The organism is Actinophytocola sp., from assembly GCF_045807065.1.
Classification (GTDB): Bacteria; Actinomycetota; Actinomycetes; order Mycobacteriales; family Pseudonocardiaceae; genus Actinophytocola.
Genome location: NZ_JBJMIE010000424.1, coordinates 1 through 14569, shown reverse-complemented (window position 1 = coordinate 14569; position 14569 = coordinate 1). Strand labels below are relative to the sequence as shown.

Sequence of the window (14569 nt, the reverse complement as noted above, 5' to 3'; positions counted from 1 at the left end):
GGCCAGGGTCTGGAGGGAGATGTCGCTCTGCAGCCGACGGTTCAGGTCTCGCCTCGTCCAGCCGCGCTGCTTGCGCAGGCGGCGCAGCTCGTCGCCGAGAACCCGCTGGTAAGTCGCTGTGTCCAGCCGCACGATCGCCCCTCTCCTCGTGGTACCCGGCCCCGACCGGGATACCGACATATGAGGAAGCGATGAACCGTCGTCCGATTACGCGAATTTTCAAATTTTACCTTCGCAGGTAGCCCATTCGGGTGAACGGGCCGGGTCGAGCAGCAGCTCAGAGCTACATCAGTTGACACAGCCCGGCTGGGTCGGCTGCCCCTGTGACCGCCCAGGACCGGACAGGCTCAGCACCGGCTTCCCGGTCAGGTTGTTCCCGCTGGCACTGTCCGAACCGGACGCCCCCGGGCCGCTGTAGTCGGCGCCCAGCAGGACCGACACCGTGCCGGCCGCGAGGTTCGTGTCCTCCTCGACCACCAGGCTCCCGCCCAGCGCCTTCGCCACCCGGTCGCCGTTCGCCTGCTCGCCGGACGCGTACCGCACGACGGTGGACTGCACCGCGCTGGCGTTGCCCACGATGCCCTGGACGAAGCCCTGATCGGTCAGGGCCTTCGCCACGGAAGCCGCGAGACCGCCCTTCCTGGTCGTGTTGCGGACGTTCACCGTGATCTTCGCGTTGGCCGACGCGTCGTCGGGGGCGGAGGAGGACGGCGACGTGCTCGTCTTGGTCTTGCCGCCGAGCAGGCCGGTGACGAAGTCGCGGACCTCGTTCGGGTCGACCTCCACCGCCGAGCCGTCGCTGCGCGTCTTCAGGTCGATCGAGCCGACCGGGATGGTCTTGAAGTCCACCTTGCCGCCGGTGATGCCGATCATCTGCTGGGCGAACTGCAGGACGTTCCAGTTCTTGTCCAGCACGACCGACTTCTTGATCGCGCCCTGCAGCGCGTCGAACGTGTCCGACCCCGGCGCCAGCATGCCCCCCGACAGCACCTTCTTGGCCATCCCGGACATGAACGTCTGCTGCCGCTGGATGCGGTCCAGGTCACCGTTGGGCAGGCCGTGCCGCTGCCGCACGAACTGGAGCGCCTGCACACCGCTGATCGTCTGCGGTCCGGCCGGGAAGTTCGCCCCCGAGTACCTGTCCTTGACCGCCTTGTTCAGGCACACGTCGATGCCGCCGATCGCGTTCGTGATGTCGTAGAAGCCCAGCAGGTTGACCTCGGCGTAGTGGTCGATCGTGGCGCCGGTCAGTTCCTCGATGGTCGCGATCAGGTTCTTCGCGCCCTCCTGGTTGGACTTGACCTGCAGCTCGGCCTCGTCGGTGACCCCGTCGGCCTTGAGCTGGTTCATGGCGTCGTTCTTGCGCCGCACGTACGCGGAGTTGATCTTGTGGGTGCCGTAGTTGCCGGCGATCTCGACGTAGGAGTCGCGGGGTATGGACACGCCGACCGCCGGACCGCCGTCGTTCGGGATCCGGATCAGCATGAGCGTGTCGGTGTTCAGCTCGCCGTCGGCGACACCGGCGCTCAGCATCGCGAGCTGCTCCTTGGACAGCGGGTGGCCCTGCGCGTCGGTGCGGCTGTCCATGCCGACCATGAGGATGTCGATCGCCCCGTCGGCCGGCTTCTCGACTGCCGGCTGGTCGATGACGTCCGCCGTGGTCAGGCTGTCGGCGAAGCTGTTGAGGCGGTTCGCGTAGTAACCCGTGCCGACGAGCACCAACGCCGAGACCAGTGCGATCACGATCTTGGCACCGAGCACACCGGGCCTGGTCGGGCGGCGTGGCGCCGGCGGCTCCTGCGCCCGCGGTTGCCAGCGCGCGTCCGACGTGCGGGGCGTGGGGCGCGGACGCGGGGTTGGACGCTCCACGGGCCGGTCACCGCGGTCCGCTGCCCGCTCCGACCGGTCGCGGCGGTCCGCTGCCCGCTCCGGCCGTTCCCGCGGAGGCTCCTCGCGGTTCCTCGAGCGGTCGTCGCGGAAGCGGTCCTGGTTCGCACCGGGCCGCCCGCCGACCACGCGACCGGCGTTCGCCGGCGGCGGCACGCGTCCACCGGAACGGGACGGCTGTGGCCTGCCCCGTCCCGACCCAGGACCTTCCGACCTCGGCGGCCGATAGTTCACCCCGGCTCCCTCCCGCTCCTCCCGCGACGAACACCACCCAGGGACTTAGACGCTCTTGGGCCTCACCCGGTTGTCCGAGGGTAATTCGAAACATTGTGAGCGGCGTTTCGGCTTGCCCTCGCCGTAGGGTTGCATACGTTGCGGAGCGTGATCGAGCCGGCGCGGGAATCTCCCCCCTCTCAGCGACCAGCCGGCACCGGCTGTGGCGTCGCGGTGCGGGTCAGCGCGGGCATGCACGCCACGGCCACGGCGAGCGCTACCGCCATCGTCACGCTGTGTACCACGGTGCCCACCCCGCTAACCGTCGTGAGCATCGGCGGCACGCACGCGATGGCGGTGACCAACCACGGTCCCGGCCGCGAGCTGGTGTGCAGGTGGACGCAGTGCACGAGATACCAGCCGAGCAGCAGGTGGATGAGGCTCGCCATCGGGTCGATGGGCAGGCCCAGCACGTTCGCGGCGTCGGTCCAGCCGGACAGGCCGGCCACCGCGAACCCGACCACGCCCAGCCCGCCGTACGCGACGCCCAGGGTCACGGCCAGCGTGTCGGCCCAGTGCCGGCGTGGCAGCGGATCGAGCGCCGGTTCCGGTGGCGCGGGCGGCGGGCGCCGCTCGAACCAGAGGAACGCGAGCAGCGTCGGCAGCGCGACCAGGCCGAGCGCGAAGATCGTGCGCGGCTCGGTGAACCAGCCGACGCCGCTGGCCACCCGCAGCAGGCCCTCGATGACGAGCATCGCGCACAGGTAGACCAGGTAGACGGTCATGGGCGCGGCCCGGACCAGCGCGACCACGCGTGCCGGCGCGCTGGTGACGAGGACCCGCAGGCCGTGTTCGCGGGGCAGGGCCACCAGCGCGACCTGCACGATGCCGATGAGCAGCAGGCCGCCGAGCGACGGCGCGAACGCCGCGTACCCGGTCGGCTCCGCGAGCTGCAGCTTCGGCTGGGCGCCGAGGGTGGTGAGCACCACCAGCCCGGCGAACGCGACGGCGGCCGTGCCGATCAGCACGCCGCGGGGGATGTGCCAGAGGGTGCCGTCGGCGTAGTGGAAGGCCAGCTGGGCGAACAGCAGCGCGACCAGCACACCGCCGGCGTGCGCGGCGATCGAGCCGCCCACGAAGCCGAGCTCCACGACCCCCGCGGTCAGCACGAGAGGGGTCGTGCGCGGCAGCAGCCGGTGCAGCCGGTGCATGACCGGCGTCAGGGCCACGACCAGCAGGTACAGGCCGAGTAGCCACAGCGGCTGCACGACGAGGCGGCTGAACGCGGTGACGGCGCTCTCCGGCGCCTGGAGTAACTCCAGGGACAGCGGGACGACCAGCCAGGCGAGCACGAACGCGAAGACCGGGCGGATCAGCCAGCCGACACGGCTCGCCAGGAAGGTGACGTAGTGCCCCTCCATGGCGCGCCAGGCGAGCAGGTTGGAGTGGCCGCCGGCCAGGAAGAACAGCGGGACCAGCTGCAGCAGCCAGGTGAAGGGCCAGGTCCAGGCCGGCTCCATGTCGTCGCGCATGGCGAAGGCCAGCAGGGACTCGCCGAGCACGATGCCGGTCAGGCTGAGTATGCGCAGGTAGCTCATGCTGTGCGCCTGGGCCTGCTCGGTCTCGGTCAGCACCGGGCGCGGCGCCGCGAGCAGGCTCCGCCGCGGTTCCTTCCGCGCGACGGCGGGCGCTCTGGCCACGATCAGCACCATGATCACGACCATCGCGATCGACCACGGTCCGAGGGGCTCGTTGCGGGGTGGACCCCAGCGCTGGTGCCACGAGTTGACGACCAGGCCGGCGGTGTAGATGTCGGCGACGGCCTGGCAGGCGCCGGCGGAGTCGCGCGGGTTGTAGTGGCACTGGGCGTGCATGTCCTGGGACAGCCGGTCGTCGAGCCGTTCCCGCATCGTGGCCGCCAGTGGCTGCCCCTTGGCCGCCGCGTACCTGAGCATGTCGTAGCCGAGGTCGTGGGCCTTGCAGCCCACGCTGTAGTCCCAGCGCGTCGCCCCCCACGGTGACGAGCAGCCCCCGCCGGGATGGACGGCCCTCGTCGTGCCGTCCGGCGCCTTCATGTGCACCGGTTCACGCCCGCTGATCTTCGTGAAGTCCGCCGGCAGATCCGCAATCGGGTCCCGCCCCGACCTGGGGTCGAGCTGGTCCTCGATCGCCCGCTCCACCTTGGCTACGTCCCCCGTGGGTGGGCGGTACTGCGGCGGATCGGGCCGGGAGGCGATGACCGCGAACCCCGCCGCCGCCAACACGATCCCCACCAGAGCGCTGAACCGGGGCAACCCTCCTGGTTTCCCCATGGGACCGAAGGCTACCCGTTGCGATCACCGCGGCCATCCGGCTGAACCCTGATCTTTGGCGTCATACCCAGGGGTGACCCAGGGGTGCCGGGTAGCACCAGGGAGTGACTAGGCCTGCCAGTTCCGGGGAGGCGGGCTGGCGAGGCGGACCTGGTTGCGGCCGCCTTCCTTGGCCTCGTAGACCGCCGCGTCCGCCGCCTGCAGCAGGGAGTCGAGCGCCTCGGCGTGGACCGGGTACACGGCCACGCCGATGGAGGTCGTGCGCTCCGAGATCGCGACCGGTCCGCCGCGTTTGTCCGTCGTCGGGACGTGCAGCTCCGAGATCGTCTGGCGGATCCGTTCGCCCGCCGCCTCGGCCTCCTCGGTGTCGGCGTCGGGGAGGAGCAGGACGAACTCCTCGCCGCCGAACCGGCCGATGACGTCGCTCGCGCGGGTGGCGCTGCGCAGCGCGTGGGCCACGTACTCCAGCACGTCGTCGCCGGCCGGGTGGCCCCAGGTGTCGTTGATGTTCTTGAAGTGGTCCAGGTCCACCATCAGCAACGCGCACTGCTGGGCGTCCCGGCTGGCGCGGGTCATCTCGCGTTCCGCCACCTCGCGCCAGCCGCGCATGTTCAGCAGGCCCGTCTTCGGGTCCGTGCGGACGTCCTCCTGCAGCTGCCGCACCTCGGCGATGCGGTTGGCGATCACGCCGACCGCCACCATGATCACCAGGGCGGCCGGCACGTTGACGAGCAGGATGGCCGCCACCGTCCCGAGGGCGATGGTCACGACCTCCAGCTCGTTGTCCTCGCGGGTGCCCAGCACCGACCGGATCGTCGGCCGCGTGGTCGACAGCAGGATCGCGCCGGCGCCGATGACCACCGCCTGTGAGGCGAAGTAGACAAGGCCACCCAGAAGCAGGACACCGAACGCGGTGAACGACTGGGGGACGTCCAGGCGTGACCAGTCGTTGACGCCGAGGCTCTGCAGGGTCTCGTGCGTCGCCACGGCGGCCAGCAGGACGCTCGACGTCGAGAAGGTGAATCGGTACAGCGGGCGACGGGCCACGAACCAGCGCTGGGTTCGCGAAAGGACGATGGCCAGCAGTGCCAAATGGATCGGCAGGACTACGACTCCCGCGAACGACCAGATGCCCACCAGGTCGATCTGCACGGTGTGCTTTCTGCTCCGCCTGCGTTCCTCCTGTCGGCGTGACAGTTGCAAGTGGACTGTCGCACACACGGCCAGCGTGGCGCCTCGGAGCCAGTCGGCACCGATCGGGCCCGGCGCCGTGACCGTGGCGAACACGATGAACGCGATGGCCAGCAGATCGCAGAGCAGCATGTAGGCGATCAGCCGGGGTCGCTGCTGCCAGAACGCCCAATGCCTGGGATGTACTACGAAAAGGCTTCTGCGCTGTCGCGTGTCGCCCTGGTCGTTCACACTTGTGCGTGATGCAGGAGCTCGGGCCTGCGTCCGACCGGTCGGGGCGCTCTCCGCGCCGGCGTCTTGGCTTTCTCCGGCAGGCGATGCTTGCCCGGACCCACCGTGAGCGGTGAAACTCATGGGCAAACATCTCCCATCGGTGTCACACCCAAGCGTGATCCGAGCCAGCCGAAAACGAACGAACAGTGTGGACCGCTAGCATGCCATTGCCCGTTCGGCGGTTTGTCGCCCGGTGAAGCCATTCGGTACCTACCCCGTCCCCGCGGGAGGTGAAGTGTGATGTCAGATCGCGATCTGTGACGTCTTGCCACAAACTCATGTTAGGTACGACCAGTTCAGCTCTGAACTTCCCCAGGAGGTGAACCGTGATGATGGACCGCGATCTCTGACCCACTCAGGTGGCGCTCACCAGGCCTGTTGTCTCTTGGTAACACTTTGCGAACTCTCAAGATGGCAGCGTGTTCAGTCGCGTGAGTCCGGCGGTCTCGGGCTCTGCTCGATTGAGCCGCGCCCATGCCACCGCGGCCGGCACCGCGATCACCACACCGACAACTCCGGCCAGGGCAATCGTATTAGTAGCCGAGCCAATACCCTGCGCTACCGCTCCGCCAATTGCCACACCGATTCCCTGCGATACTCGAAGGCCCGTTCGAATGATGCCGAACGCTCCCCCGCGAATGTCATTGGGCACGAGTGAATTGAAGGTCGCGCTGACGGTGATCTGATAGGCGCCGAACATTCCCGCCAGCGCCAGCAGCGCGAGGGCGAAGACGAGGTTCGGGTGGAACGCGAACCCGACGAGGGTCGCGGACGCGCCTGCCGCCAGCAACCCCATCACCCGGACCCGGTGCTCGGCGACCACGAAGCGCGACAACACGTACACACCGACGACGAACCCGAGGGGGTCGGCGGCGAGCAGCAGGCCGACCACCGCGTCCGACTCGCCCAGCTCCCTGGCGAGCGGCGCGACCAGGCCCTCCGGGATGACCACCAGGCCGACGAGCCAGGACAGGGTCAGCAGCACGCGCATGCGGCTGCGCCCGAACACCCACCTGGCCGCGCCGAACCAGCCGTCCTCCTTACCGCCCGCGACCTGCCGCTCCTTGACGAACAGGGCGATGAGCAACGCGCCGACCAGGAACGTCACCGCGTTGACGGCGAGTGCCCAGCTGGCGCCGATCGCGACCACCAGGATGCCGCCGCCCGCGAGGCCGAGCAGCATGATCGTGTTCGTGCTGATGCCGCGCAGGTCCTGGCTGCGCAGGTACAGCTCGTCGTCGGTGAAGATCTCGCGCGTCATCGCGTTCTGCGCGGCCGCGGAGGGTGACTGGACGAGCCCGACGGTGAGCACGAGCACGCACAGCACCGCTATCGGCATGCCCGGGATGGCCATCAGCCCGACCAGCGCGCCCTGCACGAGCGCGCTCACGACCATCAGCGCGCGGCGCGGGAACCGGTCGGCGAGCTGCGACAGGCCCAGGCCGCCGATGAGCGCGGACATGAACGTCAGCGCGTACATCAGCGCGGCGAGCAGGGGGGAGCCGGTTCTGTCGTAGACGAGGATGGTCAGCGCGACTTTCGCGAGCTGGTCCCCGAAAACAGACTGCGCCTCTGCGAACCAGAGCGCACGGAACTCGGTCACCGCCAGCACAGCGGTGAACCCCGGCGTTCCTCGGCTCAACGTCAACCCCCGTGTCGACCTTGTGTGGCAGAGTCCGCCCTGGTCAGCGACGAATCACGCTGCCTCGCCCTCCGCCGCCCGCAAGGCGAATCTCGACCCTCGCGGTGCCCGGTCAACTACCCTCATCGCCCTCGTGGTCGATGCTCTTCGGTCATCACCACGTAGCTCAGAGTACCGGGCTCGGTGAGAACAGTATGCATGGGAGGTTGGTCCCACACTGTTCCCAGATGCCAGATATTCGTCACCAGAGGCGGTTCGACACCAGTTTACGCAGGTGAGAAGGGGTCTAATGCCAAACGGGTGGTTTATTTCCCGTCCGTGGCACGCCCTGCTCACGGCCCGTCACGCAACGAGGTCGAACGCGCTCGGGTCGACCTTGCGCGTGCGCAGCCAGTAACGCCACGTGAAGCCCGGCCAGATCGTGCGGTTGACGCCACGCGCGTCCAGGTACCAGCTCCTGCAGCCGCCGCGCGTCCACACGCCGCCCGCCAGCTTGCGCTGGATGTCCGACTGGAACTCGGCCTGCGCGCTCTCCTTGGTGTCGACCGCCGCGGCACCCGCGTGGTCGGCCAGCGCCATGGCCTGCGACACGTACCTGATCTGCGACTCGATCATGAAGACGACCGAGTTGTGGCCGAGCCCGGTGTTCGGCCCGAGCAGGAAGAAGAGGTTCGGGTAGCCGGCGACCGTGATGCCGAGGTGGGTCTGGATGCCCTCCTCGCGCCACTCCTTGGCGAGGTCGCGGCCGTCGACGCCGGTGATGTCGAGGTAGTCGTAGGCGTCGGTGACGTGGAAGCCGGTGCCGTAGATGATCACGTCGACCTCGTGCTCCACACCGTTGCCGTCGACCACCCCGCGCTCGGTGACCGCGCTGATCCCGCCCGTGTTGACCTCGACGTTCTCCCTGGTCAGCGCCGGGTAGTAGTCGTTGGCGATCAGCACCCGCTTGCAGCCCATCAGGTAGTCGGGGGTGAGCTTGCGGCGCAGCTCGGGGTCCTTGACCTGCCGGTGCAGGTGGGCGAGCGCGACCCGCTGCGCCAGCTTCATGAGCGCCGGGTTGCCGTTGAAGCCCACCGCGCGGGCCTCGAGCAGCCAGTAGATGAGGTCGCGGTACAGCCGCTGCGCGCCGGGCACCACGCGGAACAGGGTCTTGGCCCAGTTCGGCATCTCGTGGTCCGGCTTGGGCATGATCCACGGCGGGGTGCGCTGGAAGAGGGTCAGGCGCGCGACGTCCTGGGCGATGCGCGGGACGAACTGGACCGCGCTCGCGCCCGTGCCGACGACGGCGACGCGCTTGCCCGCGAGGTCGTAGTCGTGGTTCCACCGCGCGGAGTGGAACGCCTCGCCCCCGAAGCGCTCGATGCCGGGCAGCTTCGGGACGTTGGGCAGGTGCAGGGCGCCGATGCCGGCGACCAGGAAGCGGGCGACGTACTCGCCCCTGCCGGTGGTGACGTGCCAGCGGCGCTCGTCGGCGTCCCAGCGGGCGCCGGTGACCTCGACGCCGAAGTGGATGTGGTCGCGCAGGCGGTAGCGGTCGGCCACACCGCGCAGGTAGTCCCAGATCTCCGGCTGCGGGGAGAACGATCTGGTCCAGGCGGGGTTCTGCGCGAACGAGAACGAGTACATGTGCGACTGGATGTCGCACGCGCAGCCCGGGTACGTGTTGTCGCGCCAGGTGCCGCCGACGTCGTGTGCCTTCTCGAGCACGACGAAGTCGTTCCGGCCGTCCCGTTTGAGCTGGATGGCCATGCCGAGGCCGGAGAAGCCGGTGCCGATGACGACGGTGTGGAACTCCATGCCGTCCTACCTTACTGCGAGTAGGTTACTTCCGGTAGAGTCGTGTCGTGGGGCCTACGAAGGAGCGCAGGAAGCGGATGCCGCGCGCCGAGCGCGAGCGGCAGATGGTCGAGGTGGCGGAGGAGATCTTCGCCGACCGGGGCTTCCTCGCGACGTCGATGGACGACGTGGCGGAGCGGGTCGGCGTCTCCAAGCCGATGATCTACGAGTACTTCGGCTCCAAGGAGGGCCTGTTCGTCGCGTGCATCCGCGCCGCACGCGCGGAGTTACTGAACGTGACGCTGAAATCCGTCGAAGGTGTGAGCTCGGCGGAGGAGGCGATTCGGCGCGGGCTCACGGCGTTCTTCGCGTTCACCGACTCGCACCGGCGGTCGTGGAAGCTCCTGCAGGCCGAGGCGGCGGTCGCCGGGCCGGACGCGATGGCCGAGATCGAGGCCGTTCGCCAGCAGCAGACCGCGGTGAACACCACGTTGTTCGCGTCCTTCCTGCTGGACCTGCCGCACGACGAGCTGGAGGCGTACGCGGAAATGGTCGTCGGGGCGTGTGAGCGGCTGGCGCTGTGGTACGTGCAGCGGGACGACGTTTCCGCCCCCGCCGCGGCCGAACTCGTGATGCGGCTCGTCTGGTTCGGATTGCGACCGAATTAGCCACACACGGTCACCGCGGATCGATTATGGTCAGCGGACGGGGCTTTCCCCCCGGGGGGCGGGGAGGCCGACAGAGGGTGGGAGACAGAGATGGCTGACCCGATCGAAGCGCATTACACCCCCGACGGCGACGACTGGGCCATCGCGGTCAAGGGGCGAGGGCGGACTCTGACGGGCCGGGCGCCGGGCCTCATCGCGGCGCGGGACCGAGCGGACCAACTGGCGGAGGAGCTGGCGTCGGACGACGTTGGGCGCCGCACGGTCGTCCACATGCTGAACGGCGACGCGGTCGAGTTCACGACGGCCTACCTCACGGCTCGCCTGGCGAGAACCGAGGAACCACCGACCCCGGAACCCGCGGAGACGGAGGACGGCGCGTCAGCGTCCGAGCAGGGCTCATCGAGCGAGGGGGCCGAGGACGGCGCCCCCGCGCCCACGCCCAGCCGACCTGCCGCCGAGACCGCGGCCGGCGGAAGCGGCACCGACCGAGCACACTGAACGACCCGCGAGTCCAACGCAACCGACCCGCGAGTCCAACACTCCCGACCCGCGTGTTCAACCGAACCGGTCACCAGCCGGTGACCGGATTTGTCGAACTCACCGGTCCGGCCGGTTGGACACACGGGTTGCGGGCGTTGGACTCGCGGGGTCAGCGGAAGAGCTTGCGGAGCAGGACCAGGACGATCAGGGCCGCGAAGGCGATCAGGGGGTACTTGACCTTGGGCGAGGACAGGGTGCTCGTCGCGCCCGCCTTGGCCTCACTGACCAGCTTCTTCGGGTTGGCCTTCGTGCTCAGCTGGTCGAGCGTGGACGCGAGCGCGTCCCGCGCCTGCTCGATCTCCCGCTGGATGCTGTCGGGGTCGCGCGCCACGGTTCCTCCTCAGACAGACTTCGAGGTGCCTCAACCTAGCGGACTCAGTACCCGGCCAGTTCCGCCACCATGCCCTCGCAGCTGCGGACCACCACCCGCGCGGCCCGTCGCTGGCCCTCGCCCAGCGCCAGGTTCTCGGCCTGCTCCTGCCACCGCCGCAGCGCGTCGGACACCGCGTCGTGCAGTTCGTGGCCCGGCACCTCGCGGGTGAAGCCCAGCCGGTCCGGCAACGCCGTGCCCACGCCGCCGACCAAGCGGCGGGCCTCGTCCGCGAGGGGGTCCGGCAGGACAGTGCGGCCACCGTCCAGGGCCGCGAGCAGACGCAGCTCGCGGAAGTCGTGGGCGCTCACCACCAGCGACTCCAACGCCGCGACCAGCCGCCGCGCGGCCGGGCGGGGCTCCATCCGCAGCACGACCTCCATCGCGAGCAGCGCCGACCGCGCCTTGAGCACGTCGTGCCGGTCGGTGAAGCACTGCCGCATCGACTCACGCAGCTCGACCAGCCCGCTGCGGCTCACCAGCTCCTCCGACAGCGCCTCCATCGAGGAGAACCCCTGCCGGATCAGGGTGGTGACCAGGCGGATGCCGAACATGCCGAAGCGGTCGAGCAACGCCGTCCGCGTCTGGGCGTCCAACCGCAGCGGCACGCCCTCGCCGACGAACCGGTCCGCGGACACCAGCGCGATCTCCAGCTCGCGGCGCGCGGCCGTGGCCAGGACCCGCAGCGACGACAGCTCGTCGGCGGTGAGTGTGCGGCCGGCGTGCGCGAGCAGGCCCGACACGGCGATCGCGTTCTGGCACACGCCCGTCAGCGCGACGTCCTTGCGGTAGCGCCGGGCGAGGCGCTTCGCCGACGTCAGTGCGTCGATCCGGCCGCCGCCCACCTCGTCCGCACGCGACAGCACCACAAGGGAGTTCACCGGCGTCTCCCGCGCGATGGGGTGGTCCTGGAGCGACTGGAGGAAACCCACGTCGGTCGCGTGCAGCTGCCGCATGAGGTACAGGACGGCGTCGGCGTCCAGCGAGATCCGGGTGCCGGCGTCGGACGGGTCGACGCCCGGGGTGTCGATGAACGTCAGGCCACGCAGCGTCCGCGACGGCCAGTCGATGACCACCCGATCGATGGCATCGGACCGCCACCCTTCCAGGTCGATGTGCAACCGGCCGCCCATCCGCGCGGCCGGCACGTCCCGTGGTGGCGCCTGCGTCGGGTACACCTGTGCCCGCGGGTTCACCCCGCCGCGGTACCAGGCGAGGACCTGGCTGCCCTCCTCGACGGACAGCGGCGCGACCTCCTCGCCGACCAGCGAGTTCACCAGCGTCGACTTGCCCACCCGGGACTGTCCGGCGACCGCGACGCGCAGCGGCTCGGCCAGCCGGTCGAGGTGGCGGCGCAGCCAGTGCACGGCACGCGGGCTGTCCCGGTACACCTCCAGCGCGTCGCGCAGCATCGAGTGCGCACGGTCGGCCAGGCTCATGCGGTCCCGCCTCCCCGGAATCTCACTGAGTTGGTCACGCCGGGTCGGTCACGTACTGGTGGCTGGCTTGCGCCACGTTCCCCCGAGGTGCGGCTGTGCAGCGCTCGCCCCGCTCTCACGCCGTCAGTTCCTTGGGCGGTGTCGACTGGCCGACGAGCGCCTGGATCCGCTTGTGCAGCCCGACGAGGCGCTGCACCTCTGCGGTGATCTCCTGGCTGCGCCTGCGCCGCTCGGCGATCTCCGCCTCGGCCGCGCGCTTGGCCGCGTTCGCCTGCTCGGCGATGCCCTCCTGCAGGCGCTCCACCACCGACTGGAAGTGGTCGCGGAGCTTGCGCTGCACCTGCCGCGCGGTGTCCTTGCTCGCCTTGCCGTAGGAGAGGAAGAAGTCGTCCACGTACCGCTGCGCGGTCTGCTTGGCCACCGCCTGCCGCCGCTTGAGCCGCCCGGACCGCTCGTCCCAGATGCTCTTCGCGCCGAACGCGGCACCCGCGCCGAGCGAGATCGGGTTGATCAGCGGCAGGCCGGCGATGGTCGTGGCGAGACCGAACATGAGCAGGCCGCCGTAGGACCCGCGCAGGCCGATGAACAGCTGCTGGCCGACGGAGAACTTCTCCACGCGCGGCGGCTCGAGGTCGCCGATGTGCTCCAGCAGCCCGTCGGTGGCCAGCTCCTCCGGCACGGCCTCCTCCAGCGCGACCTGCCTGGCGATCTTCTCGGCCACCCACTGGAACCGCTCGACGAGCCACGCGAAGTTCACGTCGGCGGTCTCGACCAGCGCCTCGCGCAGCCACTCGGCGAAGTCGTCCCAGGTCTTGGCCGGATCGGCGGCGTCGAAGAACTCCTCGGCGGCGCGGACGATCTTGCGGGTGCGATCGCGCAGGTCGTACTCGACGTCGGAAAGCAGGTCCGCGACCTCGTCACCCAGCATGGTCTGCCAGCGGTTGGTGCGCCTGCGCAGCTCGTCCAGCCGGTGCTGCACGGCGCGGTACTGCAGCTGGGCGCGGCCCTGCTCGCCCGTGTGCACCTCGGTGAGCGCCTCGGTCAGCGGCTCCATGAGCTGCTTGGTCGCCTGGGCGGCCAGCACGGCGGTCGTGGCGCGGTGGATGGCGTCGCTGTTGGCGAGCACGTCCTGCGACAGGGTCCGCACCAGCTCGCCGAAGCCGGACTCCTCGTTGAGCTGCTTGTCCCCGGTCCGCGCGGCGGCCAGGCGGACGGTCGCGGACACCGGCACGACCTTGACCCGCAGGCCCGCGGCGGCGAGCCGGGCCCGGTTGCGCTCGGCGACCGCCCGCCAGCGCGGCACGATGTCGATCTTCGTCAGGACGACCGTCACCACCGGGCACAGCGAGGTGACCTGCTTCAGCAGCTCCAGCTCGGAGCTGCGCAGCTCGCCGGTGGCGTCGGAGATCATGAGCACGGCGTCGGCGCTGGACAGCGCGGCGAAGGTGGTGGCGGTGCGCAGCGGGCCGGTGCTGTTGATGGCGGGCGTGTCGATCAGCACGAGTCCGGCGGCCAGCAGCTCGCGCGGCAGGCCGACCTCGGCGTGCAGCTCGTCGCCGCCGTCCGGGTGCGGGGCGGCCAACGCGCGGCGCGCGATCTCCTCGACGGGCACCGGGATCCGCGCCGGCTCGTTCGACGGCCCGATCGCGCGGCGGCCCGAAGTGGAAATCTCCGTGACCAGCGCGGCCGCGGGTGCCTGGGAGTGCGTTACAGTGGTCGGAGTGATTGTCGTCACATCGTCGCCGACGGCACACACTTCGGCATTCACGAGGGCGTTGACGAGCTGACTTTTGCCCTGGTTCGGCTCACCGATCACCGGGACCCGCAGCTTCGGCTCCAGGAGTAACGAGCGCCGCTTCTCCAACCGTCCGGCCAGGTCAGACCGGTGGTGGGTGATGCATGCCGCGATGGTGTCGTCGAGAACGGTGAGCCAGGGCGGAGTCCTCACCCGGATGAGTGTGCCGTGCTCCCCCGTATGGGTGAAAGGGGGCCGGGGTCCGCGACGCTGCGGACCCCGGCCTCTCGGGGTTGGGGCAAACCCCTCATTCTGGGCTGAAAGGCGCGTTACAGACCCAGGTCCAGGTCACCGACGACCGGCAGGTGGTCGCCAACCTGGGGGAGGTGATCGGTGACGCCACTGACGAGCCCACCCACAGGGCTGTCGTGCACGACATCGGTCACCGGGTTGTTCGACACGAGGCCCGTGACGGCGCCCGTGTCCACCGGCAGCTGGTCCAACGAGACCGGCAGGTGGCTGG

11 protein-coding genes and 1 pseudogene are annotated in these 14569 nt (G+C 69.8%); 2 read left to right on the top strand and 10 right to left on the bottom strand.

Features of this window, described 5'->3' with window-relative positions; genetic code table 11:
• The 6 genes and pseudogenes from ACJ73U_RS24965 to ACJ73U_RS24940 form a co-directional block, all read right to left on the bottom strand.
• Positions 1–180 (bottom strand): annotated as a pseudogene (locus ACJ73U_RS24965) (XRE family transcriptional regulator); the annotation flags it as partial.
• A 108-nt stretch (positions 181–288) separates the two neighbouring features.
• The gene (locus tag ACJ73U_RS24960; protein WP_407780133.1) at positions 289–1869 is read right to left on the bottom strand and encodes an LCP family protein; all 1581 of its coding nucleotides are present in this window, start codon (positions 1867–1869) and stop codon (positions 289–291) included.
• Between the two features lie 431 nt (positions 1870–2300).
• The gene (locus ACJ73U_RS24955; protein WP_407780132.1) at positions 2301–4412 is read right to left on the bottom strand and encodes a phospholipase A2; all 2112 of its coding nucleotides are present in this window, start codon (positions 4410–4412) and stop codon (positions 2301–2303) included.
• A gap of 108 nt (positions 4413–4520) precedes the next feature.
• On the bottom strand, positions 4521–5735 hold the full coding sequence (locus ACJ73U_RS24950) for a diguanylate cyclase (RefSeq protein WP_407780131.1): 1215 nt from the start codon (positions 5733–5735) through the stop codon (positions 4521–4523).
• Positions 5736–6282: 547 nt separating this feature from the next.
• Positions 6283–7479: an MFS transporter gene (locus tag ACJ73U_RS24945; RefSeq protein ID WP_407780130.1), complete on the bottom strand. Its 1197-nt coding sequence runs from the start codon at positions 7477–7479 to the stop codon at positions 6283–6285.
• A 381-nt stretch (positions 7480–7860) separates the two neighbouring features.
• On the bottom strand, positions 7861–9315 hold the full coding sequence (locus tag ACJ73U_RS24940; protein ID WP_407780129.1) for a flavin-containing monooxygenase: 1455 nt from the start codon (positions 9313–9315) through the stop codon (positions 7861–7863).
• Positions 9316–9362: 47 nt separating this feature from the next.
• Between ACJ73U_RS24940 and ACJ73U_RS24935 the strand changes: the two genes are divergently transcribed.
• On the top strand, positions 9363–9962 hold the full coding sequence (locus ACJ73U_RS24935) for a TetR/AcrR family transcriptional regulator (RefSeq protein WP_407780128.1): 600 nt from the start codon (positions 9363–9365) through the stop codon (positions 9960–9962).
• A 90-nt stretch (positions 9963–10052) separates the two neighbouring features.
• Complete coding sequence (locus ACJ73U_RS24930; RefSeq protein ID WP_407780127.1) at positions 10053–10460, top strand: hypothetical protein; 408 nt, start codon at positions 10053–10055, stop codon at positions 10458–10460.
• 151 nt (positions 10461–10611) lie between these two features.
• Here ACJ73U_RS24930 and ACJ73U_RS24925 read toward each other — a convergent pair whose 3' ends face one another.
• The 4 genes from ACJ73U_RS24925 to ACJ73U_RS24910 all read right to left on the bottom strand — a co-directional run.
• Positions 10612–10833 carry a DUF3618 domain-containing protein gene (locus ACJ73U_RS24925; RefSeq protein WP_407780126.1) on the bottom strand — a complete coding sequence of 74 codons (222 nt, stop codon included), beginning with the start codon at positions 10831–10833 and terminating at the stop codon, positions 10612–10614.
• Between the two features lie 44 nt (positions 10834–10877).
• A complete protein-coding gene (locus tag ACJ73U_RS24920; protein ID WP_407780125.1) occupies positions 10878–12311 on the bottom strand; it encodes a hypothetical protein in 1434 nt (477 codons plus the stop codon).
• Positions 12312–12426: 115 nt separating this feature from the next.
• Positions 12427–14259 carry a dynamin family protein gene (locus tag ACJ73U_RS24915; RefSeq protein WP_407780124.1) on the bottom strand — a complete coding sequence of 611 codons (1833 nt, stop codon included), beginning with the start codon at positions 14257–14259 and terminating at the stop codon, positions 12427–12429.
• Positions 14260–14375: 116 nt separating this feature from the next.
• On the bottom strand, positions 14376–14569 hold a 194-nt coding region (locus tag ACJ73U_RS24910), incomplete at its 5' end, for a hypothetical protein (RefSeq protein WP_407780123.1).